Genomic DNA, 26965 nt, shown 5'->3' with positions numbered 1-26965 from the left:
AAAATTTATTATATTCAACCAAGGAGGGGGAACTCCCATGATGAACACGCAGTTGACACTTCGCTTGTTGATCGAACGCGCGGAAAAATACTTTCCGAAAAAAGAAGTGGTCACCCGCAAGGCTTCCGGTATTTTTCGATACATGTACGCCGATTTTGGCAAACGCGCCCGGCGTCTTGCCAGTGCGTTGCAAACGCTTGGGGTGCAGCGCGGTGATCGGGTAGCTACATTTGCCTGGAACCAGCACCGTCATCTGGAAGCGTATTTTGCCATTCCGTGCATTGGATCGGTTTTGCACACGATTAATATTCGCTTGTCGTCCGAACATATCGCCTACATCATCAATCATGCGGAAGATAAGGTGTTGATGATTGATGAAGATCTGATTCCCTTGATCGAGAAAGTAAAAGATCAGATTCCGACGGTAAAGGCGTTTGTCATCATGACAGACAACCCGGAGCTGCCGGAAACCGCGCTGCATCCGGTCTATTCGTATGAACAGCTGCTGGAGGCGGGCGATCCGGGTTTCCAATTCCGCAGCGATATCGATGAGAATGAAGCGGCTGGCATGTGCTACACATCGGCAACTACCGGCAATCCAAAAGGAGTTGTCTATTCTCACCGGGGCATTTATCTGCACACGATGTGCATGGGGTTGGCAGACACAATCGCCTACTCGGAAAACGATACAGTGATGCCTGTTGTCCCGATGTTCCATGCTAACGCATGGGGAATACCGTTTGCAGCTGTCATGTTCGGTTCCAAGCTGGTTCTGCCGGGAGCAGGCCCCACACCGCAAATTCTGCTTGAACTTATCCAGTCAGAAAAAATAACGGCGGCAGCCGGCGTGCCCACGATCTGGACAGGTGTCCTGCAGGTGCTGGAAAAGCAGCCGTATGATGTATCCAGCCTGCGCGCCGTATTGTGCGGCGGTTCAGCAGCGCCGCGCGGCCTAATCAAAGCGTACGAGGAAAAATTCGGCATCCCCTTCATCCACGCATATGGAATGACAGAGACGGCGCCTGTTGCTTCCGTCTCCCGCCTGCGCAGCAATCATCAACACCTGCCGGTCGACCGGTTGCTCGATATCAGGTCTCTGCAGGGCATGTTGGTACCGGGTTTGGAAATGCGGGTGGTCGGTCAAAACGGCGACGTCAACTGGAATGGCCAGGAAATGGGCGAAGTCTGGCTGCGCGGTCCTTGGGTGGCCGACGAATATTATAACGATGAGCGCAGCAAAGAAACGTTTATTGACGGATGGTACCATTCGGGCGATGTGGCAACAATCGATGAAGAAGGATATCTGAAGTTGGTTGACCGCACAAAAGACCTGGTGAAAAGCGGCGGCGAATGGATCTCGTCGGTTGATCTGGAAAATGCCCTGATGGCTCATCCGAAAGTGTTTGAAGCGACCGTGATTGCCGTGCCGCACCCGAAATGGGATGAACGGCCGGTTGCATTTGTTGCGCTAAAACCGGATTTTAAGGATCAAGTGGAAAAACAGGAACTGCTCGACTATTTGGCGGGTCAGTTTGCCAAGTGGTGGGTGCCGGATGATATCGTTTTCCTTGACGAAATCCCCAAAACTTCGGTTGGCAAATTTCTCAAACGTTCATTGCGGGAGCAGTATAAAGATCATCTAATACGTATGTAGCGCAGTCAATTGCTCCTGACCCTTTTTTCGCAACTGATGATTGCCAGGGAGGATTTTCGATGATCTATGAATTTAACGGAAAACGGCCGAAGATTGCAAGCAATGTGTTTCTCGCACCGACAGCCGTTTTGATTGGCGACGTGACGGTGGAAGAAGGAGCCAGTATTTGGTTTGGTGCCGTGCTCAGAGGAGATTTTGGCCCGATCGTGGTGGGAGCCCGTTCCAGCATTCAGGATAACTGTGTCATTCACATCGGAGATACTCCCTGTTATGTAGGGGAAGACGTTACGGTCGGCCACGGCGCCATTTTGCACGGATGCAAAATCGGGCGCAGTTCGGTGATCGGCATGAATTCGGTTGTGCTGGACGGGGCGACCGTCGGGGAGGAAACGGTGATCGCGGCTGGCAGTGTAGTGCCAAACAATGCCGACATTCCCAGCCGTGTTCTGGCAGCCGGTACACCCGCACAAGTGAAAAAAACGCTGGAGGGGAAATCCCTCTGGTGGGTGCAGGAAAGCTCGAAAGCGTATGTCGAATTGAAAGACCGGTATCTGAAACAGGGGATCGGCGATGTAACCGGAATTTGAAACAGGGTATCTGTCTATGACTCTGCCTACCTGTTTCCGAAATTTGCGATTCTGGATCCGCTTCTTACATCAAGCTGCCTCCGGCAATTACAGCGGCGACAGGTATGGACGTGCTGACGCATGCGATCGAATCTTATGTTTCCAAAGCAGCGAATCCGGTCAGTGAGGCTTTCGCTCTGCAAGCAATGAAACTGATTGGGAAGCATTGGGAAAAGATACGTCCGGGCTATCCGTACCGGAAGCGGCGGAAAAGGCAATTGAAGCCGTGATGGATCGGAGTTTCATTAGACGTATTGCCAAAGCTTGTGGAGGATGCCATGCGAAGCGGCAATGTCTTGGTCAATCCGCGACTGACAACGGCCAGTGATATACAAGGTATCATTCAGCGGTCTTATCATGGGTAATCGCGTAAATAACAAGGAGGAAGAAATGATTTACGAAATGAGAACGTACTCGGTCAAAATCGGTAAAATGCAGGAGTACCTGCAGCTTTTTGAGAAGATTGGGCTTCCCATCATTGCAAAATACGCAAAATTGATTGGCTACTGGTATACGGAAATTGGCGAGTTAAATCAAATCATCCATATATGGGAATATGAGAGTCTCGATATTCGGTCTGAAAGAAGGAAAGCGCTGTATAACGATCCCGAATGGTTGGAAAACTTCATTTCAAAGGCGTTGCCATTACTCGAAAAGCAGGAATCCAAGATTCTCTATCCGACCACCTTTTCACCTATTCAATCAGCTGCCATCGGAAACCGGATGAGGGGAAAACCTCATCCGGTTTTGCTGTACGGTTGTCATTTGGCTGAAAAGCCGATAATATAGGAATAAGAAAACAATTCGTTGAACTTCATTTTTTTTACGCCATAAAATGAATGGTTATTCATTTATATAAGTGAAAGGAGGATGCCGTATGGGTAAAGCGCAGTTGATGACGAAGATCGAAAATGTCCATAAATTGGTCATTCCGACTCCTTTTCCTGTTGGTCCTGTGAATGTGTATGTGGTGGAAGGGGATGCGGTGACGCTGGTCGACGCCGGTCCGAAAACGGAGGATGCTTGGCAGGCATTTGAAAGTCAGTTGAAACAGGCCGGATTTTCCCTGGCGGATATTGACCAGGTGGTGTTGACGCATCATCATGTGGATCATTGCGGTCTGTTGGACCGGATTTTGGAACAAAAGGATTTGCCGATTTATGGCCACCCGTTGGCGGTTCCGTGGGTAGCGCAGGAGGAAGAATTTTTCCGGAAACATCGGGAGTACTTTGAAGAATTGTATCGTCGAATGGACGTGGAAGAGCATTTGATCGTTCGATTGGAACACCAGCAGAAGATGATCAATCGTGTTTCTTGCCGTGTTCGGTTGACCGATACATTCCGGGAAGGGGAACTGATCCCAGGTCTGGAGGAATGGCATGTTTACGAGACGCCCGGTCACGCCCAGTCTCATATTGGGCTGTTTCGGGAAAGCGACGGTGTGCTGATCGGCGGCGATCATATTATCAAACATGTTTCATCGAACGCGATTGTTGAACCTCCAGCGAGTCCCGGTGAAGAAAGACCGAAAACGCTTCTGCAGTATCGGGAATCTTTGTTGAAGTGCAAAGCGCTGCCGATCACAACCGTGTTTTCCGGTCATGGGGAAGAGGTATTTGATGTGGCGGATCTTGTCGATATACGGTTGCAACAGCAAGATGAACGTGCGGCTAAAATCAGAAGCTGGCTGCTGGAAGAACCGCTCACTCCGTTTGCGATCTGTAAGCGCCTGTTCCCGCGGGCCTATGAGAAAGAGCTGGGATTGACGATGTCAGAGGTGATCGGCCACCTTGACCTGCTGCTGGAACGCGGTCAAGCGGTGGCGGAGGAGCAAGATGGAGTCATATGGTATCTGGCGCGGTAATAATAAACAGCATCCTTAGGTGTCAGCACAGCCCGGTGTGGCGGGTATCGGAAATCCATATAATGCTGGATAAAACGAAATGGTTCCTCGTACCGCAGGAGCCATTTCGTTTCGTTTTTGCTGAAACCAATTCACTTTTTACTGGCTGGCACCATTATCTTGTTGGGGTAAATATCCATAATTGGGATTGCTGAATCGAGTGATATCTTACGGAATTACGGGAGAGGATCTGCTATGGTTTGGTCGAAATTCTATATAGTTAGGAAATCCAAATAATCTTCTGTATAGTATTTCCATCATTCCAACATATTTATTGGTTATTTTATTTTTGGAAAAATATCACTCTTTAAAATTGCGCTGTAAAATTATTAACGCAATGATTATATGTACTCTTATTAAACTGGTGACGCTTATGATCTATCTCTCATTGACCGATAAAATCGAACTTTTATTTAATAATGTTCTTGTAAAAGAACAGGAGCGGAAAATTCGCCATACCATCAGTGTTGCCGGTTTGTGTACAACCCCTTTCTCGCTCGCCGGAAGGAAGGTATTCTGGAATTTAAGGCAAACCGGACAGGAAATACGGTTGTATTGTTAATTCGCGATACGGGCATTGGTATGACCCCAGAGCAAATCAATCGGCTGGGAACCCCTTATTATTCGACGAAAGAAAAAGGAACTGGACTTGGGACGAGGTTATCATTCCGCCTGAAACAGGCTTTTTTCTGTAATGTGATACATACGCATTTTCTGGTAGAGGGTGGAGCGGCTGATGCCGAGATGCTTGGCCGCATGTGTGCGATTGCCGCCGCATTCCTGCAACACGCGTAAAATCAGGTCTTTTTCTGCGGCTGCTATAATGTCGCGCTTGTTGGCTGCGTTTGCAGGCAACGCACGGAAGCGGTCAAGAGGCAGAAAAGAAGCAGGAGGGTTTCCCGTATTGACAGACAGCAAGTTTTGCGGCAGGTGATGCGCTTCAATCCAGTTTGAACTTTCCAGATTCATCGCACGTTCCAGTACGTTTTCCAGCTCCCGTACGTTGCCGGGCCAGCGATAATTCCGCATAAGTTCTAATGCGGCCGGACGCACGCCGATCACTTCTTTATCCAGTATGCGGTTCAGCTTGCGGACCAGGTGGTCGCATAAGACCGGAAGATCTTCCAACCGCTCGCAAAGCGGCGGAACGGTCAAGTGAATGACATTGATTCGGTAGTAAAGATCTTCGCGGAATTTCCCCTGCTCAATCAGTTCTTCCAGCCGTTTGTTGGTAGCTGCTACAATCCGAACGTTGACATGCCGGGTGTGAACATCGCCTACTCGCTCAAAGGACCGTTCCTGCAGGACTCGCAACAGTTTTGCCTGCAGTGAGAGCGGCATATCACCGATCTCATCGAGGAACAGGGTACCGCCGTCTGCCAGTTCGAATTTTCCCGGCTTGCCCCCTTTCTTCGCTCCGGTAAAAGCCCCGTCCGCATATCCGAAAAACTCCGATTCCAGCAGTTCAGAAGGGATCGCGGCACAGTTCACTTTGACAAACTTGCCGGGACGGCCGGAAATTTCGTGAACCGCTTGTGCGAACAGTTCTTTGCCTGTGCCGCTTTCCCCTGTAATCAATATCGTGGAAAAACTTTGTGCCGCCAGGTAGGTCTGTTTTTTGAGAGATTCCATCACCGGGTTGCGTGTGATGATGTAATCAAGCGCGGTTCCCTGAGTGGAGGCCCGGATATATTCGGAGCGGTAATACGTCAATTCGTTTTCCAAATCTTCCAGCCGCAAAAACAGGTCTTTCAAATGATCAAGTTGGCGGAACATCACTTTCGCAATGGCCCCGACACGCTTGCCGTCACGTATGATCGGGGTGCGTGTGATCAAGCACTTCCGTCCTTTGATTTCCTGAATATCACTCGTCCGTTCCTGGTCGGTCCGCAGCGTTTCAGAAAGCCCCAGTTCCGGCAATTTGTCCTCCGCGACACGGTCCAGCAGGTCATGCCGTTTGATCTGATACAGTTCCAGCAACGCGTCGTTCACCATCGTAATCCGTCCCTCTTCACCGATAATGGCAATCCCGTCATAAGCAATTTCCAATGCGCTTTCCAGCGTTCGTTCCAGTTTTTTGGTTGTTTCCAGCTCTTTGGCCACCTTTTCGTATGCGGTAAGGTCTTTTAACACCGCAATCGCTCCAATCACCTGCTGGCGAAAGGTGACAGGGGCATAGGTAGCGAGCGCAATGGCGGTCGGCAGGAAAATTTTTTTGGCGTCGAGCGGAAACCGGTTCTGCAGGGCAGATGTAATGTCTTCGCCGATTTGCGGGAGCAGCGTTTCGACAGGTCCGCCTAACACATGTTCCGGTCTCTGCTGAAAAAGCCGCTCGGCTGCCGAATTATACGTGATAATCTTGTGCTGGTTGTCGATGGCCACGACAGCATCTTCCAGGTGTTCGATGAGCGCTGTGACCTGATTGTTCAACCGTTCAGACTCCATCAGAAAAGCTTGAATCAGGTCCGCTTTGGCCATAATGCCGACTACCTTTTGCCGTTGGTCGAGGACCACCGCATGCGCAACCTGCGAGGTAATCAGAATATCGCGGGCTTGCTGCATGGGGATATGTTGAGGAACAGTCACGACGTCCCGGATCATGGCCGGGCCTATCGGTTCTTCAAGGGAACACCCGTTTACCAGCATCCGGTACAGATTGTATTTGGTCACAATTCCGTCCAAAAGGTCGTCTGCATGCAGTACACAACCGATATCGAGCCGATACTGTAAAAATTTAGCAAACGCGGAACGAACCGAATCTTCCGGTTGCAATCTTACAAAATTACGGGTCATGAAGTCTGATACGAGCATCCCGATCCCCTCCGGCAAATGTATACTTTTCCGAACAGTTGTCTGAATGTTATTACAATTGTACCGCAAAATGAGCGGGATTTGAATGGGGAAATCGAGGTTTTCTATAAGGGGGAATGGGAGTTTTCTATAAGGGAGCGGGCAGCGCTTTTTCAGCGGGCGGCGACCTGGCCGCCTTTTCACAAAGCGCTTTAATGTCAGCTCCGCAGCATCATCAGGAGGGAAAAGCGAACACGGAGCTGTTCCGGTTGGGGGCCACTGTCAAAAAGCCGCTGATTGCGGCAGTCAACGGCCACGCGTTGGGAGGCGGCTGCGGTTTGGTCGCTATGTGCCACATTGCGATCGCGTCGGAAACAGCCAAGTTTGGTACGACGGAGATTAAAGTGGGGCTGATGCCGTTTGTGATTTTGCCCTGGATTCGGCGGGCGGTAGGGCATCGGAAAGCGCTTGAAATGATGCTGACAGGCGATATTTTAAGCGCTCAGGAAGCGAAGGAAATGGGATTGGTTCATCGCGTTGTCCCAGCTGACAGACTGGCGGAGGAAGCGGCGTCGCTGGCCTGTACAATCGCCGAGTACAGTCCGCTTGCCATCCGCCTCGGATTGGATGCGTTCTATACGACGGAAGATATGGATTTGTTAAAAAGCATGGATTATTTGAACACGCTGCGGGTGGTCAGTTTCTTAAGTGAAGACCTGCAAGAAGGAGCCAGTGCCTTCATCGAGAAGCGCACGCCGCAATTTAAAGGGAGATAGGCAGGCAGCTTGAGCAGGAGTTTTACGCGAGGGGAGGAGGAGTTTCATGCGAAGCATACGGATTGGAGCGGCGGAAGGGTTTTACGGCGATTCGATTTTCCCTGCTGTTGAAACTGCCCAACGGGGCAACGTGCAGTATCTGTGCTTTGACTGTTTGGCGGAGTTGACGATGGCGATTTTGCAAAAAGATCGCCAGAAAGATCCGACGAAAGGGTATACGCGGGATATTACGGCGGCGATGCACGCTCTGCTGCCGTACGTGAAGGAGAAAGGGATCAGGATCCTCACCAACGCAGGCGGTATCAATCCGGTGGGAGCGCAGCAGGAAGTGATCCGCGTCGCTCGCCAATTGGGAATCAAAGGGCTAAAAGTGGCGGTTGTCACGGGGGATGATCTGTTGGATCGGCTTCCGGAACTGCGGCAGCAGGGTATAACGCTTGATCATATGGAAACCGGCCAAAAAATTGACAAGGTGCTGGATCGCATCCAGTTTGCCAATGCGTACCTCGGGGTGCAGCCGATCGTAGAGGCGTTGCGGCAAGGCGCCGATATTGTAGTGACGGGGCGGACCACCGACTCGGCGCAATTTTTGGCACCGTTGGTGCATGAGTTTGGCTGGCGGGAAGATGATTGGGATCGTATGGCGCATGGCATCCTGATGGGGCACTTGATGGAATGTTCCGGTCAGGCGACAGGCGGCAACTTCAGCGGCAATTGGCAGGCGGTTGCCGATCTGGACCGGATCGGCTTTCCGGTGGCGGAAGTGCGTGAAAACGGCGAGTTTTTGATCACCAAAACGGATGGCACGGGTGGACTTGTCTCCGTGGATACGGTTAAAGAGCAAATGTTGTATGAAATTCACGATCCGTCCGCCTACGTGACGCCTGATGTGGTGCTCGACATGACCGATGTGCGGCTGGAAGACACGGGACCTGATCAGGTTCGCGTCACCGGTGCGCGCGGCAAACGCCGGCCTGATCATTTGAAGGTGGTCATGGGTTATCTGGATGGATTTGTCGGGCAGGCAATCGCCGGTTATTCCTGGCCGGACGCATTGGCCAAAGCGGAGGCAGCCGACCGAATCGTTCGCAAGCAGATCGATCGGATGGGATTGAAGTATGATGAAATCCGTACCGATTATATGGGATACAACTCATTGCACGGGCCGACGGTGAATCTGCCGAAGGAAGAGTTAAACGAAGTGTATCTGCGGGTGGCTGTCCGAACACGGACGAAAGAAGAGGCGGCCAAATTAGGCCGTTTGTTTCCGCCGTTGGCACTGAATGGACCGCCGACGATGAGCGGTTTTACCGGCATGATGCAGCCGAGGGAGCTGTTGGGGATGTGGTCGTGCCTGATTCCCCGTGATTTGATAGAAAGTCGTGTACAGGTATCGATTTCGGAGGTGGATTGAATGGCGAACATGCAGCTCCGTTATTTGGCGCAGGCCCGCTCGGGCGACAAAGGCAACACGGTAAATGTGGCTTTATTTGCCCCGAACGACGATCTGTACCATCTATTTGTAGAGCAAGTGACTTGCGAACGGGTGAAAGCCCATTTTGCCGGATTGGTAGAGGGGGAGGTTACCCGTTACCTGCTGCCAAATGTGCGGGCGATCAATTTTATCTGCCGGGAAGCATTGAATGGCGGCGGTTCTGCGTCGATTCGGATGGATAATCTGGGTAAATGTTTCAGCTCGAATCTGCTTCGGATGGAAGTAAAAGTGCCGGATAACAGTTGGTGGTGAAAGAAACGGAGGGAAGAACAGTTGACGAAAAGTCCTTTTTTTAAGAAGGAGCATGATGAGGTCCGGAAAGCGATCCGCCAGTTTGTCGCCAAAGAGGTGACCCCTTTCATCAATGAGTGGGAAGAAAAAGGCGAGTTTCCGCTTGAAGTGATCAGGCAAATGGGGGAACTGGGATTTCTGGGGCTGCGTTATCCGGTGGAAGTGGGCGGACAGGGCGGCGATTATTTTATGTCGATTGTGCTTGCCGAGGAATTGGCGCGATGTGGGGCGGGCGGATTCCCGATGGCCGTATCGGTACAGGTGGAGATGGCGACGCCGCCGATTTTGCAGTTTGGCAATAAAGACCAGCATGAACGATTTCTGCGACCGGCACTGGAAGGCAAAAAACTGGCGGCGATTGGCATTACGGAACCGAATCACGGTTCGGACGTCGCCGCGATTGAAACGAAAGGCGTTCGCGACGGGGACGAATGGGTAATTAACGGCAGCAAGATGTTTATTACAAACGGGCCGCGGGCCGATTTTGTCGTATTGGTGACGCGTACTTCACCCGGTGAGGGATATAAGGGAATCAGTCTGTTTCTGGTTGAGACTGACCGGCCTGGTTTTTCGGTCAGCCGCAAACTGGATAAGGTGGGGATGCGCTCTTCAGATACAGCGGAGTTGATTCTGGAAAACGTGCGGGTACCGCATGCGAATCTGTTGGGGGAAGAAGGCAAAGGATTCTATCAGATTATGTGGGAACTGCAGGGGGAACGGTTGATTGCGGCAGCCGGTTCGGTGGCCATGGCGCAGCACGCTTACGAGCTGGCGCTTGCGTATGCGAAACGCCGTCAGGCATTCGGCAGAAGTATCGGACAGAATCAGGTGATCGGTCACCTTTTGGTTCAGATGGCGACACGGATTGAAGCCGCAAGGCAGTTGACATATGCGACCGCCTACCGGTTTTCGCGGGGAGAAGTGCCGTCAAAAGAAATTTCGATCGCGAAGCTGGAAGCAGCAAGAACCGCTTGCTGGGTGGCAGACCGGGCGCTGCAGATTTTTGGCGGCAACGGGTATATGCAGGAAAACCCGATTGAACGAATCTGGCGTGATGTGCGTTTGTACCGGATCGGGGCAGGGACGGATGAAGTCATGAAAGAAATTATAGCCAAACAGATGGAACTGTAGAGGGGGTGCTTGCATGGCGCATTGGATTTTTAACAGGGAACATGAGATGTTACGGGATGCGGTCCGCAGTTGGGTCAAAAAAGAAATTATTCCTTATGTGGACGATTGGGAAAGGATGGAGGAGTTTCCTGCGCATCTTTTCAAAAGGGCGGGCGAGTTGGGCTATTTGGGCATCAAGTTTCCGGAAGAATATGGGGGCAGTGGCGACGATCTGATCATGGAGACGGTGTTTTTGGAAGAGTTGGCCAAATGCGGTTCCAATGGTGTGGCAGCCGGAATCGGCGGACATATCGGAATCGGTCTGCCGCCCATCTGGCGGTTTGGCAATGAGGAACAGAAGCGGAAATATCTGACACCAGGGATTCGCGGTGAGCAAATAACGGCGTTTGCGATTACGGAAGCATACGCCGGCTCGGATGTGGCAGGAATCCGGACGACGGCTCGCAAAGAAGGGGATTGTTACGTTTTAAATGGCAGCAAAATGTTTGTTACAAACGGCGTACGGGCTGATGTCGCAGTCGTAGCCGCCAAAACGGACCCGGCTGCCGGTCATCGGGGGATCAGCCTGTTTCTTGTGGAAACCAACACGCCCGGATTTTCCGTTGGCCGGAAACTGAAAAGGTTGGGGTGGCGGGCGTCTGATACGGCGGAATTGATTTTTGATGAAGTGAAAGTGCCGACAGCCAACTTGTTGGGGGAAGAAAACAAGGGATTTTATTACATTATGCAAAATTTTCAGTGGGAACGGATTACACTCGCCATCATGTCTGTCGGTACAGCAGAATCTGCATTGGAAGCAGCCATCCAATATGCGGGCGAACGAACCCAGTTTGGCGGACCGATTCGGCGGTTTCAGGTGATCCAACATATGTTGGTGGATATGGCAGTTGAGATTGAACGGGCGCGCCATCTGACCTATCACGCCTTGTATTTGTACGCAAACGGCGAGGATGCGGTGACGGAGACGACGATGGCGAAGGCGCTTGCAGCAGAGATGGCCAGGGAAGTAACCGATATGGCCATCCAGATTCATGGGGGCAATGGGTATATGATGGAATATCCCGTTCAGCGGTACTGGCGGGATGCCCGATTGCAGCCAATTGGCGGCGGAACGACCGAAATTATGAATGAAATTCTGGTAAAGCGAATGGGCCTGGTCTGAACCAGGTTTCGATTGCATAAAAATTATCGGACTATTTCGATTTCTGTTGGCGGAGGGAGGAGTCAAGGGTGGAAGCCACATGGGAACGCATCAGCCGGATCGTCATCGGAGACATCGTTCGCCGTCCCGCGCATCGCTATCCGCAAAAGATGGCGGCGGTTGACGGAGAAAAACGAGAAAATTCGGATGGCACCATACCGGCGATCTTGGCATGTTTGACGCAGACGGACAGTTGATTTTTGTCGACCGCAAAAAGGACATGATCAAGAGCGGCGGCGAGAACGTACCGTCTGTCAAGGTGGAAGGCGTGATTTTAAACGATTCCAGAATTGCCAACTGTGCGGTTGTAGGACTTCCGCACCCGCTCTGGAGCGAAGCGGTCACCGCGTTTGTGACTCCGAAACCGGGCGAAACCGTTACGGCGGAAGAGGTGATTGCGCACTGCAGAAAATCGCTCGGCAATTATGAGGTGCCGAAAGCGGTTGTCATTTTGGAACAGTTTCCGTCCACCGCTACCGGCAAAATCCAGAAAAACGTGCTGCGCCAGATGTATGCGGAATATTTTGCGGATCACTCGGTGCATGGGTAACATTTCCAACAGACGTTGTGGGGGATGAAATCTTATAAGGGGGTAATTCGATGTTTACAAAATATCTGGATCAGTTTGTGATAGGAGAAACTTGGGTGTCAAGGGGAAGAACGATCACCGAGTCGGACCTGGTAATGTTTGCCGCCTTCAGTGGAGACTGGTTTCCGCTGCATACGGACAAAGAGTATGCAGCAAACACAGCGTTCAAACAACGAATTGCACATGGCATGCTGGTTCTGTCGGCCGCATCTGGCCTGTTTCAGTTTGATCCGGATGTCGTGGTGGCATTTTATGGTATGGAAAATGTGCGGTTTGTTAACCCGACATTTATCGGCGACACCATTCATATAGAAACAAAAGTGATCGATATCACGGAAAAAGAAGGCGGTCGTGGCGTAATAACCATTTTGCAGGAAATTAAAAAACAAAATGGGGATATAGCGGCGGTTGCCACGATGAAGCTGATGATCAACAGGAGTCCGCAGAAGTAACGGAAGTGATCCGGACGACCGGGGGGATTGAAAATGTTTTCAGCCGACAAATGGATCTATGCGTTTACGGGCCTTGTCATACTAATTTTGATTGGAATGCTGACAGGGGCGTGGCGAATCATTTTGTATCCGTATCTGTTCATTATCGGAATTGGCGTCCTGTTGGGTCTTTGGCAACAACTGAAAAGAAAACCGCAATTGATATGGGTTCCAGTAAGCATTACAGTTCTGTACCTGATTTTATATGTATGGTTGGACGTCTTGTCGCTTCATTCCCCGACAGGAGGCAGTACACTCGTCTTCGGAATGGTACCGACTACCGCCTTGTTCTTTCTTGGCATCTGGCCGATTGCGATTCTTGTAAGCTTGCTTTATGGGCTGACGTTTTCATCTCACTCTGATTCCATGCAGGGGGAATAGAGAATGCAGACGACCATTGTGATCATTGCGGTTCTTTATTTGTTGGTTTGCGTTTTGATCGGCATATGGGCGACTCGACGGACCAAATCGAGCAGTGATTTTTACATTGCGGGCCGCAACCTTGGCATGTTTGTTATGGCAATTGCCGCTTTTTCCTCTATTCAGAGCGGGTTTGGCATGGTCGGCGGCACCGGTCTCACGTTGAGCGGCGGATTGGGGTTTGCTGCCGGGATTATGGTGGCCGCTCCGCTCGGGTTTGCATTGGCATGGTTTCTGGTTGGCAAACGGATTTGGAAGTTGGGGGCATTGGGCGAAGTGTACACGCTTGGTGACATTATGGAAAAGAGATACAGCAGCAAAGCGGCGCGCGGGTGGATGGGGGTTGCCGTGGTGCTGGGCGTGATTGGATATTTGGGCACTCAGGTGCAGGCGATGGGAGTGATTATGAACACAATCTTTGGGGTATCGCCAAACGTCGGAGCGGTCATCGGGTTGGCGATTTTAGCGTTTTACTGTATCGGAGGCGGTATGGTAGCGGGAGTTTATACCGACCTGTTTCAGGGAGTCTTGATGGCCATCGTATCAATCATTGCGTTCTTTCTGGCGATTGATGCGGGAGGCGGAATTCCCCATATGACGGAAACCCTGTATTCCTCTAAACCGCTGCTCGCTTCGCCTTATGGCTCGTATCCGATACTGAGCATCGTGTGCTGGTTTTTCCTGTTCAGTTTGGGAGCGGCCGGACAGCCGCATTTTATCACCAAGTTTTTGATGATCAAAGACACGAAACACCTGAAATGGGGAGCGTTCACAGCGGGGTTGGCTTACGTAATGACCACGTTTTTGGTGATTGGGATTGGATTGTGTGCATTGGTGTTAAAGATCCAAGGTAAGTTTCCGGCCGTCAAGTCGCCTGATGATACTTTGACCGCATTTTTGACCGAATTTACGCCGCCCGTGATCGCGGGCCTCGTGATTGCCGGTCTGCTGGCAGCCATCATGTCGACCGGTTCCAGTTTTGTTACGTTGGGTGCCGCCAGCCTGATTCGAGATATTCCAAAAGCATTCCATCAGGAAGTAAAACGGGAACTGTTCTGGAGCCGTGTGGCGGTTGCCGCGCTGTTGGTCGTTTCGACCCTGTTTGCCCTTTATATGGATACACTGGTCGCGTTGTTGGGCGTGTTTGGCTGGGGAACGTTCGCATCCGCCATTTTCCCGCCAGTCGTACTGGGGCTTGTTTGGGAAAAAGCGACCAAACAGGGAGCGGTAGCCAGCATTGCGGTCAGCCTGTTGGCGAATTTTGTGCTGGAAGTGGGTGCCAAATATGGATTTAAACCGCTGCCTCCAGGAATCATCAACGGCGCGTTTGCGTTTACTTTGGCGATTCTCGTTTTTGTGGCGGTGTCGCTGTTGACACAGTCATCCGTGAAAAAATTGGATCGTCAGCTGCTTGAGGTTATCGAAGGGTAGAAGACAGACGGGAAACAGGTGCCAACTGACAAGGCGGGGAGGAAGCGAGAATGAATGTAGGGTTTTTGACAAGGCAGATTTTGGGGAATTTGAAAACGGTCGAACCATCAAAGATCGCTTTGAAATTGGAAAGCGATGAGGCCTGGACCTATGAAGAGTTGCACCGCAGGTCGAACGCCTATGGGAACGCGCTGTGCGAAATGGGGATTGCAAAAGGAGACCGAGTGGGCATTCTGCTGTACAACTGTCTTGAATATTGGGCTTTATACTTTGCTTGTGCCAAAATTGGGGCGATCGCAGTGAGACTGAACTTTCGGCTGGCAAGTGAGGAGTTTCAATATGCGCTAAGCGATTCGGGCACGAAAGTGTTATGTTTTCACTCGTCGTTGGCGGAAAAGCTTGATCCAATCCGGGCGATGGTGCCAGTCGAGCGTTATGTCAGTCTCCCTTTTGAAAACAAACCGGTACCGCAGTGGGCAGAACCGTGGGACGTTATGGAGGAAGGCGATTTGTCCGAGATTACGGATGTTCCCGTCGAGCTTGCCGATCCGGTGATGCTGATGTATACATCGGGAACCACCGGAAGGCCAAAAGGAGCGCTTTGGACACATGCCAACACTCTTTGGTTTTGCGCCATTCAAATTATGAAGTGGAATTTGTCGGTGGAGACCATCTGCTTGACTGCCGGGCCGCTTTATCATGTCGGCGGCATGGAAGATTTGGCGCTGCCTACGCTTTTGGCAGGGGGGACGGTGATTATCACCCGCAGCGGCGGTTTCTCGATTGAACGGGTTGTGGAAGTCGTAGAGAAAGAACAGGTCACCGATGTTCTGCTGTTTCCCTTTATGATCTATGAGATGCTCAACGCTCCTCGGTTGGCCGATTTCAAACTGTCATGTCTGAAACGAATCGTGTCAGGCGGGGATCCGGTCATTCCGTGGGCGATCGAACGGATTCACGAACGGTTCCCGCACGTCGGTTTGGTGCAGATCTACGGGCTTACGGAAGGGTCGCCGATCGCCGCGAGCCTAGACCCGCAAGACGCCAAACGAAAAGGACATACAGTTGGAAAACCGATGCCGTTAACCGAAATTAAGGTGGTAGATGAGCAAAATCGGCCCGTTCCCACAGGGGAAGCAGGTGAAATTTGCATTAAAAATCCGGTTGTGTCGCTCGGGTACTGGCAGAAACCGGGGGCGACCGCCGCCACTTTTGTAGATGGATGGTGTCATACGGGAGATCTTGGGAAAATTGACGAGGACGGGTATTTGATGATTGCCGGACGAAAGAAAGATATGATCCGCAGCGGGGGTGAAAACATCTACCCGATTGAAATCGAAGATGTGCTGATCCGTCATCCGGCTGTCAAAGATGTGGCGGTTATTGCGATTCCAGACCCGAAATATGTGGAGACTGTCTGTGCTGTGATTGTTCCCAAACAGCGCTCCGATATTAAGGAAGAACTGATTGTTCAATTCTGCACGGACCATTTGGCCGGTTACAAAAAACCGCGCCGGGTTGTATTTGTCGATGAAATCCCACGTACGCCATCTGGCAAAATTCAGAAATACGTTTTGCGTGAAAGGCTTAAATCGTTAGGCACTCATATCGGGCAACAGACTTAGAACAGAAAGGGGTATACAAATGAGTCAAGTGGTGGCAAGCATGGCAGGTAACGTATGGAAAGTTCTTGTTTCGCAGGGAGACATCGTGAAAGAAGGGCAAGAGGTTGTCATTCTTGAATCGATGAAAATGGAGATTCCGATTGCGGCAGAAACGGATGGTACGATAAAGGAAATCAAAATTCAGGAGGGTGATTTTGTGAATGAAGGAGCTGTTTTGATCGAACTGGAGTAGACCTAGATGCGTGGAACAACCGCAGTGCCCGTAGCATGGCTGAGCTGTTCACAGAAGACGGCGAGAGCATTGGTTTTGATGGGTGCATCACCCCCACCGCACGGTTCGTCAGCAAAGTGAAAAGTGTGCGTTTTCTGGGTTCTGCTGTAGCCATTTTACGTGCTATAGCAGGTATGGTGCCGCCAGGACAATCGGACCTCAATCCGAATGTCAATACACATCACACTCTAGTTGTCATAAATAAGGAAGGAAATTACCGTATCCAACTTTTTCAGAATACCCCAGCTCAGTTTCATGGAAGACCTGAATTAGTGGAACAAATGACGGAAGAGTTAAGACAGCTGCTTAAGTGAAATGAAATGCAAGTGCCACCCCAAGGGGCAAGCAGGGTGGCACTCTGTTTGGAAAGACGGTTTGGGCAAAACCGGGATGGGAGAATTCGCAATTACGAGTTGGCTTTCACGGTCAGATACACGGGACTTCCGGTGGTGTTGCGGATTCTCAGCTTGTTTTGTTCCCAACGGCAATCCACATAACTGTTCGGATCAAACGTTTCCTGTTGATTTTGCTCCAGCGTGACACTCAGGTTGTACGCGTCAGCTGTCCCCAATTCATCGAAAAACTCCACTTCCTCGTACGGTTGCAACAGTCTGGTTTCATTCACTTTCATGGTGGCCTTCTCCTCGTGTAGTGTTAGGGTCTGTCGGACCTTTTGCCATTAGTATTTCTTGGAAAAAGCGGTTTTATTCCGAAAATAGGATGAGGTTCAAAGAAGAGACGAGATTCAGGGAAAAGAAGAGTTCAAAGAAGCAACAAGGAAATTTGGAAACGAAAGCGAAATATTTGAAAATCATCGGGCGGTTTCATCCTGGAAACTGAATTGTCCAAGCAACCTTGTATCTGGAGTGGCACCTCTTCCTCGATGGGGTCCGGCAAAAAAGAACGTATGTCGCGACGTTCATAAATCGCTCTGTAAACAGCGGCTTTTTCTTCGGGTGTAAATGCGTGTTGATTCATGATTCAGCCTCCTCATTCTTCCCCATTGCATGACGGAACACGTTGCGGGAGCGGACGTATTCCCGGTCAGGCCGGTTGCAGCGGGCATTGGCCGCTCGTGCCATGGCAAAGAACAGGTCGGACAGCCGATTCAGGTAGCGTAAACATTCAGGGTTGATCGGTTCTGCATGGGCAAGGGCGACCACCCGGCGTTCCGCCCGCCGCGTTACGGTCCGGCATAGATGCAGCTTACTGGAAATCCGGGAGCCTCCGGGAATGATGAATTTCTTGACCGGAACCGCCTGTGACATGTACAGATCAATCAGCGGCTCAAGACGATCCACCATTTCCGGGCTTACTTTGTAAGGACGCACTTCGCCGACTGTAGCCAGATCGCTGCCTGTATCAAACAGTTCTTGCTGAACGGCATCCAATACTTCAATCATATCGGAGAAATCAAAAGCCGATTCTTCCAATGCGGACAGTGCATCGCCAACAAACGAGTTGGCCTCATCGACCGTGCCGTATGCTTCCACCCGCAGATCGTCCTTGTTTCGTCTGTCGCCAACCAGAGCAGTCTTGCCCTTGTCGCCTGTTCGTGTGTAAATGCTCATTCGGATCGACCTCCTGATGTGGTGAAGTCTGACGGAGCACACCTTTCCGGAGAAATTTGTGTTTCCTGTAAAGCAGACAACAGTGCACCGGCCGATTGGTAAATTTGTCCGTATTCGATGCCGGGACGGCAGATCACAATGATGCGAATTCCTTCATCGAGCGCCGCCTTTACTTTTTCCTGCACAGACCCCTCCGCGCCCGATTCTTTTGTGATCAGGGTTGACACCTTGTAATGCCGATAGAATGCGAGGTTCAATTCTTCCGAAAAGGGGCCCTGCATGGCGACAATATTTTTTTGCGGGATGCCGAGGTCCGCGCATTTGCGCATATTTTCTTCATTCGGAAGCATGCGGGCGATCATCCGGATTCCGTCCACGCCGTTTAGCACGCGGGCAAAAATGTCCAGCGTTTTCGATCCGGTCGTCAAGAAAATGGTCCCTTTCTGCTCAAGCGCAACCTCTGCCGCCTCCTGATAATCCCGTACATACGTGATCAGCGGATGATCGGATAAAATCGTACCGGGCCGTTCGTAGCGAAAATACGGAATCTTCAATTGCTCGGCTGCCTGCATCGCGTTTTGCGAAGCAATTTCCGCAAATGGATGACTGGCATCGACAATGGCGGCAATGTGTTGTTCTTTCAAAAGCTGCACCATCTCATCCGCCGTTTTGCGGCCGACTGTTACTGTCAAACCTGCTTTCCGCAAAGAATCGGCAGCCGATTCGGTGACAACGGAGGTCAACAGTGGGTAACCCGCCGCTTGCAACTGCAGGGCCAATTCACGTGCATCGCTGGTTCCCGCCAAACAGAAAATCATTTCGATCACTCCTATTCTGATCAAAAAAAGAAGGGCGGCAATTCCCCTTCTAGCCTTGAATCTGCGCGTTTGCGAAATAATTCTGGCAATGTTTCCTAAAAACATGTATTCTAATAAAGAATATAAAATTCCTGCTTGTCATAAAAATTACATATCGTTGTCGTATGGGTGCCCCGTTAAGGGGGTAACAGGGAATCGGGTGAAAGACCCGAGCGGTCCCGCCACTGTAATCGGCCAGTTTCTGTTCAAAATGCCACTCGAAATTCGGGGAAGGTGAGCAGAAGCGCAGGAGAAGAGCCGAGAGCCAGGAGACCTACCCAGGCGAACACCATGGTTCCTTCGAGGAAAAGGTACGGTGTGGATTTGTTGATCTTGCGGCCCGCAATGCTTGTTCGACTGATGAACCCCCAGCCTTTGGCTGGGGTTTTTGCTAGGCGGGATTGTTAGGCAGCCAGTTTCGAGTCAGATAGGATGATAGAAAAACAAAGGAGGATGTGTAATGTCTTTCGTGCCTGTAACCACACAACCGCAGGAAATCGAAGCGAAAAGTTTTGAGATTATTAAAGAGGAATTGGGAGAACACCCGTTTACAGATGAACAGTTTCCGGTTGTGCAAAGGGTGATTCATGCCTCTGCCGATTTTGAACTGGGCCGTTCAGTGGTCTTCTCGCCCGATGCGGTACAGGCGGGAATTCAGGCGATCCGCGCAGGACGCGCCGTGATTGCTGACGTGCAGATGATCGAGTCGGGCATTTCCAAGCCCCGTTTGAACAAGTACGGCTGTTCTGTGCACTGTTTTATTTCCGACCCGGACGTTATGGAGGAAGCGAAAAAATTGAACACGACGCGGGCGATCGTCGCTACCAGGAAAGCAGCCCAGCTTTGTGAAGGCGGCATATTTGCGATCGGCAACGCGCCGACCGCACTGCTCGAATTGATCCGGTTGGTCGAGAGCGGAGAAGCGAAACCGGGTTTGATCATCGGAGTTCCGGTCGGATTCGTGTCAGCGGCTGAGTCGAAAGAACTGCTTGCGAAGCTTAAGGGAGTTCCGTTTATTACAAATGTCGGGCGAAAAGGCGGTTCGCCGGTTGCCGTATCGATTGTCAATGCCCTTTCTCTGTTAGCGGATAAGGAGTGACCCGTATGGCAAGCGATGCTGACCAGAATACAAGCAGCAACGTTAACCGGGGGAAGCAGCCGTCCGAATCTGGCCGTGCGGACACGGAAGGGCAGGCTGATAGCGAGAAACCGCTTCGACACGGGTATACAACGGGGTCCTGTGCGACAGCAGCCGCAAAAGCGGCGACGCATGCCCTGTTGACGGGACTGCAGGTATCTGCTGTCACCATTCGGATTCCGGCTGGCGAAGATGTTACGTTTGACATTCACAATCTGGAATTTACGCGCGACATGGCATCCTGCTCGGTGATTAAAGACGGCGGCGACGATCCGGATGCGACGCATGGGGCGCATATTTTTGCGACTGTTACCCTGAACGACAAGGCGGGAATTGAATTGGACGGCGGAACGGGTGTGGGGCGCATCACGAAACCGGGGCTTGATCTGCCGGTAGGGTATGCGGCGATCAATCCGGTGCCGCGTAAAATGATTACCACCACCGTAGCGGAAGAGGTGGACCGGTTTCTTAAGGAGAAGGGGATCACAGCAGGGGACTTCCTGACAGAAGGGTTTCCCGCCGGAGTATTCGCTGAGCTCGGTAGCGCGGTATCTGTCCGTGGACTGCGAGTGGTCATTTCCGTTCCGGAAGGTGAAGAGATTGCCAAAAAAACATTGAACGCCCGCCTGGGAATTATCGGCGGCATTTCGATTCTTGGCACCACCGGAATTGTTAAACCGTTTTCATCGGCCGCCTATATTGCAAGCGTTGTACAGGCGATTGATGTGGCGGTCGCGAACGGATGCGACCATCTGGTGCTGACAACCGGTGGCCGCAGTGAAAAAATCGCCCAGCAAGAGCTCCCTGATCTGCCGGAGGAAGCATTCATCCAGATCGGCGATTTTGCGGGCATCGCCCTCAAACATTGTGCCAAACAATCGGTGAAACAGGTGACGATGTCGGGCATGATGGGCAAATTTTCAAAATTGGCGGCCGGCCAGATGAATCTGCATTCCAAAGGATCACAGGTCGATTTTGAATTTCTGGCGGAAGTGGCCGGGCGCGTTGGGGTTCAGGCTGAGCTGCGGCAGGAAATTTTACAGGCCAACACGGCCAAACAGGTTGGCGATATGCTGGAAGCGGCCGGGTATGACAAGTTTTTTGCCCTGCTATGTTTGATGATCAGTGAAGAATGCAAGAAGCACGCGGGGAGCGTATTTGAAGTGGATACGATTTTGGCGGAATTCGACGGCCGCATTATCGGAAGGGGGTCTACAGATGCATCCAGTCCGAATTATCGGGATTGGCGATGACGGCGCGAACAGTCTTTTGGCGGCTGGGCGGCAGCATGTGGAAGATGCGGACCTGTTGGTCGGCGGCGAGCGGCACCTTTCCTTTTTCGCTGAATCGCGGGCGGACAAATTTGCCCTGCAGGACGGATTGGTAAAAGCGGTGCAGGTGATTGACGAGGCGCAGCGGGAAGGCAAACGTGTGGTGGTGCTGGCGTCAGGCGATCCGAATTTTCATGGGATTGCAGGATTTATCGGCAAAAAACTGGGCAAACAGCGAATTGAAATCCATCCGGGGCTGTCATCCGTACAATTGGCGTTTGCGCGGTTGAAAGAAAGCTGGCATGATGCGTTTTTGGCTTCTGTACACGGGAAAACGAGAGAACATATTGTGCAGTGGGTGAGAGAGCATCCGAAAGTGGCGCTGCTGACCGATCCGGATAACAGTCCGGCCGCGATTGCAGGCGATTTGCTGGCGGCAGGATTTGACCATGTCACGATGTTTGTCGGAGAAAATCTCGGCAGTGAAAACGAGCGGACCGGCAGGTATACGCTTCAGGAGGCGGTATCAGAATCGTTTTCCGATTTGAACGTGGTGATTCTGCTGCGGGGTGAGGATAGCGGGGGAACAGAGGCGATTCCGGCGAATTCCGATGCGGTGTCCGCGTTCCGGCGGACGGCTGCATCCGTTGCGGCTGCCTCTGATACGGCTGCAGTGGTCCCGTTTTTCCCGATGGGGATTCCGGAACATCAGTTTCACCAGCGCAAACCAAAGCGAGGATTGATTACCAAAACGGAAGTGCGGGCTGTGACATTGGCCAAGATGCAGATTCGGCCGCATGACGTGATTTGGGACATCGGGGCGGCAACCGGCTCGGTCGGCATTGAGGCGTCGATGCTGGCGCCGTTCGGGCATGCCTATCTGATTGAAAAAAACGAGGACGATCAGGACATTATCCGAGCCAATGTCGAAAAGTTTGGGCGGACGAACGTGTCGTTCCAAACGGGAAAAGCGCCAGATGGCCTGGAGGAATGGCCGGACGCGGATGCGATTTTTATCGGCGGCACGTCGGGACAGATGCAGCCGCTTTTGGAACTGTGCGTACGCAAGCTGAAACCTGGCGGACGCATTGTGCTAAACGCCGCCACCATTGAAAGTCTGTACGGAGCGGTGGACGGTTTTAAACGTCTTGACATGCATGTGGAAGTGACCATGATGCAGATTGCACGGAGCAAGCCGATTCTCAATCTGACACGGTTTGAATCGTACGATCCGGTCTATATCGTAAAGGCGGTCAGAATGGAAGATCGAGAGGAGATCGACGAAGAATGAATATCGGAAAACTGTATGCGCTGGGTGTTGGACCGGGCGATAAAGAACTGGTTACGTTAAAAGCATATCGGATTTTGTCAAACATTGACGTGGTGGCATATCCCCGCAAATTGAACGGCGACAGCTACGCCCTATCGATTGTGGAAGATTACCTGCCGGAAGGAGTCGACCGCCTGGGCCTGCATTTCCCGATGACGCGCGACCAAGAACTTTTGAAGGCCAAATGGGAAGCGATTGTGCAGGATGTGTGGGAAAAGCTTTCCGATGGGCGCAACGTAGCGTTTGTTACGGAAGGCGACCCGTATCTGTACAGTACGGCGATCCACCTGACACGGCTTTTGAAAGAGCGTCATCCGGAAGTCGAAATTGAGATTGTTTCCGGCATTTCATCGATTAACGGAGCGGCATCGAGGCTGGATATTCCGTTGGCGGACGGCGATCAACAATTGGGCATCATTCCTGCTACCTACGATATGGACGCGATGCGAAAAGCGCTGATCGAACATGATACGGTCGTTTTTATCAAGGTGGCGAAAGTGTTGACCGAAGTGATCGGACTGCTGAAAGAACTGGATCTGGTTGATAAAGCGACCGTTGTGACGAAGGCAGGGTCGCCGGACGAAGTGATTTACCGCGATATGCTGGCGTTGGAAGGACAGGAGCTGGAATATTTGACCCTGATGATTGTCAAAAAAGGGGCGTGAGCCGTATGGCAGGCAAGGTGTACATTATCGGGGCAGGCCCCGGCGATCCCGAACTGATCACGGTAAAAGGCAAACGGCTGATCGGGGAAGCCGATTTGATTTTATACACCGATTCATTGGTCAGCGACGAAGTGGTGGCAGACGTAAAACCGGGGGCTGTGGTTGAGAAAAGCGCCGGCTTGGCACTGGAAGAAATTGTCCAGCGGATGGTGGAAGTGACGAAGGCAGGCGGTACGGTGGCCAGGGTGCATACAGGCGATCCAGCCGTGTACGGAGCGATTATGGAGCAGATTGTTCATTTGAATGAGGCGGGTGTCGAGTGGGAAATCGTGCCGGGCGTATCCTCTGTTTTTGCGGCTGCGGCCGTATTGGGGGCCGAATTGACGATTCCCGAATTGACACAAACGCTGATTTTGACAAGGGCAGAAGGGCGCACGCCTGTTCCGGACGGGGAAAAATTGGCCGATTTGGCTAAGCATGGCGCGACGATTGCGCTGTTTCTATCAGCCACTTTAATGGAAAAAGTAGTTTCTGAACTGCGGGCGGCCGGTTGGAGCGATGATACACCAGTCGCGGTAGTACAGCGGGCGACTTGGCCGGATCAGGTTGTGGTTCGTTCCACGGTGGGGGAAGTGGCTGCCGACATGAAACGGCACGGCATCCGTTCACACGCGATGGTGCTGGCGGGCAAAGCGCTGGATGAGAAACTGCAATGGTCGCATGAACACAAATCGAAACTGTACGATAAGACGTTTGCACACCGCTATCGTCGCGCGGTCAAACAGGATGGGACGGCTGTCGCAAACAGCGGAGGTGACCGCTAATGCGGGTGGCCGAGCAGCCGAAATCGTTTGCCATTGTAGGGATTACCAAACACGGGGCAGAACTGGCGCGCCGCTTGGCTGCATCAATGCCGGACGCTGACTTGTATCTGTCCGAAAAGTTTTTGCAGCCGGGTGAGGAACAGACGGTATACTCTTTTCCGACCAATGTGCGGCTGCTTTTGGAGCAGATGTTTCACCGTTACGAAGGATGGATTTTGTTGATCTCACTTGGTGCGGTGGTGCGGATGATCGCTCCCGTCCTGAAAGATAAAAAAGTCGACCCGGCTGTAGTCGTCGTAGACGACAAAGCGCAGTTTGCCATCTCGGTGTTATCCGGCCATTTGGGCGGTGCGAATGCTCTGACGGAGCGGGTGGCGGCAGCGCTCGGCGCAGCGCCGGTTGTCACAACCGCATCGGACGTATCCAATACGATCGCTGTCGATTTACTGGGCCGTGAATTTGGCTGGCGAATCGACGATGACCGGCAGGTCACGCCTGCCTCCGCCGCCGTGGTCAACGAAGAACCGGTGGCGGTGATTCAAGAGACGGGGGAACCGGATTGGTGGAAGCGAAAAGGCGCGATCCCGAAACAGATCCGGGTAGCGGGCAGCCTGCAGGAAGCCCGTGACAGCCGACCGGAAGGATACCATGCGGTTTTGTGGATTACAGACCGGCTTCTGACAGAAGCAGAATTATCGATTGCTGCGTATCGCGTTGTCTACCGTCCCCAATCGATTGTACTCGGGATCGGTTGCAATCGCGGCACCTCTATGGAAGAAATTGAAAGCGCGGTACTCGAAACGTTGGAGCAGCAGGGGTTGTCGTTTAAAAGCGTGAAATGCGTCGCCACCATTTCACTGAAGAAAGACGAGGCCGGTCTGCTTGCCGTCTGTGAAAAATACGGCTGGCCCTTGCAGGCATACGAACCGGATCAATTGAATCAGGTCGATTTTCCAAATCCGTCCGAGACGGTTTACAAATATACGGGCGCTTACGGAGTCAGCGAACCGGCTGCCATGCTGGCCGCAAACACGGATCAACTGCTGGTCGAAAAAGTGAAAAGCGGGAACCTGACTCTCTCGATTGCACGGGTTAACTTTTCGAAAGCGGAGGTACCGGTATGAGCCGCACGGGGGATAGTCGAATACCTGGAGCGAGCGGTGCCGCAGCGGGGGGCGAGTGGATTGCTGCACCGGGCAGCGGGCGGCCTACCGCCGCACAAAACAGCCGGGTTCCCCGCCTGGTGGTGGCGGGCACCGGCTCGGGCGCTGGCAAAACGACAGTGACGGTAGGCTTAATGGCCGCTTTTCGAAAAAAAGGGGTTGTCGTACAAGGGTTTAAAGTGGGGCCCGATTATATTGATCCTTCCTATCATACCGCTGTGACGGGCAGGCAGTCCCGCAATCTGGATACCTGGATGCTGACGCACGACGTAATGCGGGAATGTTTTCTGCGCGCGGCAGAATCGGCCGATTTGGCGGTTATTGAGGGCGTCATGGGATTTTATGACGGGAAAAATCCGCTCAATGACCAGGGAAGTACGGCGGAAGTCGGCAAACTGTTGGATGCCCCCGTCGTTTTGGTGCTTAACGCCCAGTCGATGGCCCGCTCGGCGGCTGCCATTGTGCTTGGCTTTCAAAAAATGGACCCTGCCTGCCGAATTGTCGGCGTCATTGCAAACAAAGTCGGGTCAAAGGGACATTTTGAGATTGTAAAAGCGGCGATTGAGCAGGAGTGCGGCATACCCTGTCTCGGGTATCTGGAGCGGGACGATGCGATCACGCTGCCGGAACGGCACCTCGGCTTGATTCCGGCCGTCGAGCGTGGAGAATTAAACGGTCTGTTTGATCGCTTGGCGGACAAAGTATCGTCCACGATCGATCTGGAACAGCTGGCGAGATTGGCAGCAGACGTTTCCGAACTGGAGCCGCCTTCCGTTTCGTTGTTTCCTGCCGAGAAACAGGAACCACGGGTGCGAATCGCGGTGGCGCGGGACAGCGCGTTTAATTTTTACTATCCGGAAAATCTGGAACTGCTCGAATCGTTTGGCGCCGAATTGGTCTACTTCTCTCCTTTGACGGATGAACATTTGCCGAATCGGATAGACGGACTTTATATCGGCGGCGGTTTTCCGGAAGAATTTGCGGCGAAATTGTCCGGCAAGACCTGTCTGTTTGAGGAGATTCGGCAGGCGCATGCTGACAACATGCCGATTTACGCGGAATGCGGCGGGTTAATGTTTTTGTGCCGAAAGTTGACGGATCGAGCGGGCCATTCGTTCCCGATGGTCGGTTTGCTGCCAGCCAGCGTCCAAATGCAGGCAAGGCTGGCGGAGCTCGGTTATCGCGAGGCGGCTGCCGCACAAGATCACCTGCTTTTGCAAGCAGGGGAACATGCAAAAGGGCATGAGTTTCACTACTCCCTGTTGACACCGGAAGTCGATCCTTACCCTTGGGCGTGGCGTCTGTCGGGACGCAAAGGCGAAACGCCGGAAGGATATGCGGCCGGGAATTTGTTGGCGAGCTATACACATTTGCATTTTGCGTCCAATCTGAATGTGGTTCAATCGTTCATCAAACGTTGTGAGGCTTATCGGAAAAACTATTGAAAATACT

29 protein-coding genes, 2 pseudogenes and 1 riboswitch are annotated in these 26965 nt (G+C 52.1%); of the genes and pseudogenes, 26 read left to right on the top strand and 5 right to left on the bottom strand.

All coding sequences use genetic code 11. The features are described from left to right. The first annotated feature begins 37 nt into the window (after nucleotides 1-37). The 6 genes and pseudogenes from skT53_RS05550 to skT53_RS19125 all read left to right on the top strand — a co-directional run. On the top strand, nucleotides 38-1654 hold the full coding sequence (locus skT53_RS05550; protein ID WP_200760163.1) for a long-chain fatty acid--CoA ligase: 1617 nt from the start codon (nucleotides 38-40) through the stop codon (nucleotides 1652-1654). A 59-nt stretch (nucleotides 1655-1713) separates the two neighbouring features. Further along, nucleotides 1714-2241: a gamma carbonic anhydrase family protein gene (locus skT53_RS05545; protein WP_200760162.1), complete on the top strand. Its 528-nt coding sequence runs from the start codon at nucleotides 1714-1716 to the stop codon at nucleotides 2239-2241. Between the two features lie 80 nt (nucleotides 2242-2321). After that, nucleotides 2322-2510 (top strand): annotated as a pseudogene (locus skT53_RS19130) (hypothetical protein); the annotation flags it as partial. Between the two features lie 160 nt (nucleotides 2511-2670). Then, entirely contained in the window at nucleotides 2671-3069 is a 399-nt protein-coding gene (locus skT53_RS05535) for an NIPSNAP family protein (RefSeq protein WP_200760160.1), read from the top strand. 88 nt (nucleotides 3070-3157) lie between these two features. Next, the gene (locus skT53_RS05530) at nucleotides 3158-4144 is read left to right on the top strand and encodes an MBL fold metallo-hydrolase (RefSeq protein WP_226375347.1); all 987 of its coding nucleotides are present in this window, start codon (nucleotides 3158-3160) and stop codon (nucleotides 4142-4144) included. A gap of 516 nt (nucleotides 4145-4660) precedes the next feature. Continuing rightward, nucleotides 4661-4804 (top strand): annotated as a pseudogene (locus skT53_RS19125) (hypothetical protein); the annotation flags it as partial. 42 nt (nucleotides 4805-4846) lie between these two features. On the opposite strand, the gene skT53_RS05525 reads toward skT53_RS19125, so the two are convergent. After that, nucleotides 4847-6994: a sigma 54-interacting transcriptional regulator gene (locus skT53_RS05525; protein WP_200760159.1), complete on the bottom strand. Its 2148-nt coding sequence runs from the start codon at nucleotides 6992-6994 to the stop codon at nucleotides 4847-4849. Between the two features lie 116 nt (nucleotides 6995-7110). Between skT53_RS05525 and skT53_RS05520 the strand changes: the two genes are divergently transcribed. From skT53_RS05520 to skT53_RS05460, 13 genes are all read left to right on the top strand, one after another. Continuing rightward, complete coding sequence (locus skT53_RS05520; protein WP_200760158.1) at nucleotides 7111-7749, top strand: enoyl-CoA hydratase/isomerase family protein; 639 nt, start codon at nucleotides 7111-7113, stop codon at nucleotides 7747-7749. 46 nt (nucleotides 7750-7795) lie between these two features. Further along, nucleotides 7796-9163: an acyclic terpene utilization AtuA family protein gene (locus skT53_RS05515; RefSeq protein WP_200760157.1), complete on the top strand. Its 1368-nt coding sequence runs from the start codon at nucleotides 7796-7798 to the stop codon at nucleotides 9161-9163. After that, nucleotides 9164-9496, top strand: coding sequence for an AtuA-related protein (locus skT53_RS05510; RefSeq protein WP_200760156.1), 333 nt, complete (start codon nucleotides 9164-9166; stop codon nucleotides 9494-9496). A 21-nt stretch (nucleotides 9497-9517) separates the two neighbouring features. Beyond that, nucleotides 9518-10666, top strand: a complete 1149-nt coding sequence (locus skT53_RS05505) for an acyl-CoA dehydrogenase family protein (RefSeq protein WP_200760155.1) — start codon at nucleotides 9518-9520, stop codon at nucleotides 10664-10666. 13 nt (nucleotides 10667-10679) lie between these two features. Further along, on the top strand, nucleotides 10680-11828 hold the full coding sequence (locus skT53_RS05500) for an acyl-CoA dehydrogenase family protein (RefSeq protein WP_200760154.1): 1149 nt from the start codon (nucleotides 10680-10682) through the stop codon (nucleotides 11826-11828). 68 nt (nucleotides 11829-11896) lie between these two features. Next, entirely contained in the window at nucleotides 11897-12064 is a 168-nt protein-coding gene (locus skT53_RS05495) for a hypothetical protein (RefSeq protein ID WP_200760153.1), read from the top strand. Then, nucleotides 12040-12417 (top strand): class I adenylate-forming enzyme family protein, encoded by a 378-nt coding sequence (locus skT53_RS05490; protein WP_200760152.1) that lies wholly within the window; start codon nucleotides 12040-12042, stop codon nucleotides 12415-12417. Before skT53_RS05495 ends, skT53_RS05490 begins: the two co-directional genes overlap by 25 nt. A 50-nt stretch (nucleotides 12418-12467) precedes the next feature. Then, nucleotides 12468-12908 carry a MaoC/PaaZ C-terminal domain-containing protein gene (locus skT53_RS05485; RefSeq protein ID WP_200760151.1) on the top strand — a complete coding sequence of 147 codons (441 nt, stop codon included), beginning with the start codon at nucleotides 12468-12470 and terminating at the stop codon, nucleotides 12906-12908. 33 nt (nucleotides 12909-12941) lie between these two features. After that, nucleotides 12942-13328, top strand: a complete 387-nt coding sequence (locus skT53_RS05480; RefSeq protein WP_200760150.1) for a hypothetical protein — start codon at nucleotides 12942-12944, stop codon at nucleotides 13326-13328. A gap of 3 nt (nucleotides 13329-13331) precedes the next feature. After that, the gene (locus skT53_RS05475; RefSeq protein ID WP_200760149.1) at nucleotides 13332-14798 is read left to right on the top strand and encodes a sodium:solute symporter family transporter; all 1467 of its coding nucleotides are present in this window, start codon (nucleotides 13332-13334) and stop codon (nucleotides 14796-14798) included. 50 nt (nucleotides 14799-14848) lie between these two features. Beyond that, entirely contained in the window at nucleotides 14849-16423 is a 1575-nt protein-coding gene (locus skT53_RS05470; protein ID WP_200760148.1) for a class I adenylate-forming enzyme family protein, read from the top strand. A 19-nt stretch (nucleotides 16424-16442) separates the two neighbouring features. Then, on the top strand, nucleotides 16443-16655 hold the full coding sequence (locus skT53_RS05465; RefSeq protein ID WP_200760147.1) for an acetyl-CoA carboxylase biotin carboxyl carrier protein subunit: 213 nt from the start codon (nucleotides 16443-16445) through the stop codon (nucleotides 16653-16655). 35 nt (nucleotides 16656-16690) lie between these two features. Further along, entirely contained in the window at nucleotides 16691-17008 is a 318-nt protein-coding gene (locus skT53_RS05460; RefSeq protein WP_200760146.1) for an SgcJ/EcaC family oxidoreductase, read from the top strand. Nucleotides 17009-17100: 92 nt separating this feature from the next. Here skT53_RS05460 and skT53_RS05455 read toward each other — a convergent pair whose 3' ends face one another. From skT53_RS05455 to cobK, 4 genes are all read right to left on the bottom strand, one after another. Next, nucleotides 17101-17325 carry a hypothetical protein gene (locus skT53_RS05455; protein ID WP_200760145.1) on the bottom strand — a complete coding sequence of 75 codons (225 nt, stop codon included), beginning with the start codon at nucleotides 17323-17325 and terminating at the stop codon, nucleotides 17101-17103. Nucleotides 17326-17456: 131 nt separating this feature from the next. Beyond that, nucleotides 17457-17672, bottom strand: a complete 216-nt coding sequence (locus tag skT53_RS05450; RefSeq protein ID WP_200760144.1) for a hypothetical protein — start codon at nucleotides 17670-17672, stop codon at nucleotides 17457-17459. After that, nucleotides 17669-18265, bottom strand: coding sequence for a cob(I)yrinic acid a,c-diamide adenosyltransferase (locus tag skT53_RS05445; RefSeq protein WP_200760143.1), 597 nt, complete (start codon nucleotides 18263-18265; stop codon nucleotides 17669-17671). The genes skT53_RS05450 and skT53_RS05445 overlap by 4 nt, the downstream gene beginning before the upstream one ends. Then, the gene (gene cobK, locus skT53_RS05440; protein ID WP_200760142.1) at nucleotides 18262-19083 is read right to left on the bottom strand and encodes a precorrin-6A reductase; all 822 of its coding nucleotides are present in this window, start codon (nucleotides 19081-19083) and stop codon (nucleotides 18262-18264) included. The genes skT53_RS05445 and cobK overlap by 4 nt, the downstream gene beginning before the upstream one ends. A gap of 149 nt (nucleotides 19084-19232) precedes the next feature. Next, a riboswitch (cobalamin riboswitch) is annotated at nucleotides 19233-19418 on the top strand. Nucleotides 19419-19582: 164 nt separating this feature from the next. Between cobK and skT53_RS05435 the strand changes: the two genes are divergently transcribed. From skT53_RS05435 to skT53_RS05405, 7 genes are read left to right on the top strand one after another with little or no spacing between them, the layout of a single operon-like run. After that, the gene (locus tag skT53_RS05435) at nucleotides 19583-20221 is read left to right on the top strand and encodes a precorrin-8X methylmutase (protein ID WP_200760141.1); all 639 of its coding nucleotides are present in this window, start codon (nucleotides 19583-19585) and stop codon (nucleotides 20219-20221) included. 5 nt (nucleotides 20222-20226) lie between these two features. Next, entirely contained in the window at nucleotides 20227-21513 is a 1287-nt protein-coding gene (locus skT53_RS05430; protein ID WP_200760140.1) for a cobalt-precorrin-5B (C(1))-methyltransferase, read from the top strand. Next, nucleotides 21479-22822 carry a precorrin-6y C5,15-methyltransferase (decarboxylating) subunit CbiE gene (cbiE, locus tag skT53_RS05425; RefSeq protein ID WP_200760139.1) on the top strand — a complete coding sequence of 448 codons (1344 nt, stop codon included), beginning with the start codon at nucleotides 21479-21481 and terminating at the stop codon, nucleotides 22820-22822. Before skT53_RS05430 ends, cbiE begins: the two co-directional genes overlap by 35 nt. Beyond that, a complete protein-coding gene (cobI, locus tag skT53_RS05420; RefSeq protein WP_200760138.1) occupies nucleotides 22819-23526 on the top strand; it encodes a precorrin-2 C(20)-methyltransferase in 708 nt (235 codons plus the stop codon). Before cbiE ends, cobI begins: the two co-directional genes overlap by 4 nt. Nucleotides 23527-23531: 5 nt before the next feature. Then, a complete protein-coding gene (cobM, locus tag skT53_RS05415) occupies nucleotides 23532-24350 on the top strand; it encodes a precorrin-4 C(11)-methyltransferase (protein WP_200760137.1) in 819 nt (272 codons plus the stop codon). Beyond that, a complete protein-coding gene (locus tag skT53_RS05410) occupies nucleotides 24350-25474 on the top strand; it encodes a cobalt-precorrin 5A hydrolase (protein ID WP_200760136.1) in 1125 nt (374 codons plus the stop codon). Before cobM ends, skT53_RS05410 begins: the two co-directional genes overlap by 1 nt. Then, on the top strand, nucleotides 25471-26958 hold the full coding sequence (locus skT53_RS05405) for a cobyrinic acid a,c-diamide synthase CobB (protein ID WP_200760135.1): 1488 nt from the start codon (nucleotides 25471-25473) through the stop codon (nucleotides 26956-26958). Before skT53_RS05410 ends, skT53_RS05405 begins: the two co-directional genes overlap by 4 nt. Nucleotides 26959-26965 lie beyond the last annotated feature (7 nt).

It is taken from the genome of Effusibacillus dendaii (genome assembly GCF_015097055.1).
GTDB classification, from domain to species: domain Bacteria; phylum Bacillota; class Bacilli; order Tumebacillales; family Effusibacillaceae; genus Effusibacillus; species Effusibacillus dendaii.
The sequence above is the reverse complement of the archived record's forward strand: the minus strand, read 5'-3'. Positions and strand labels throughout refer to the sequence as shown.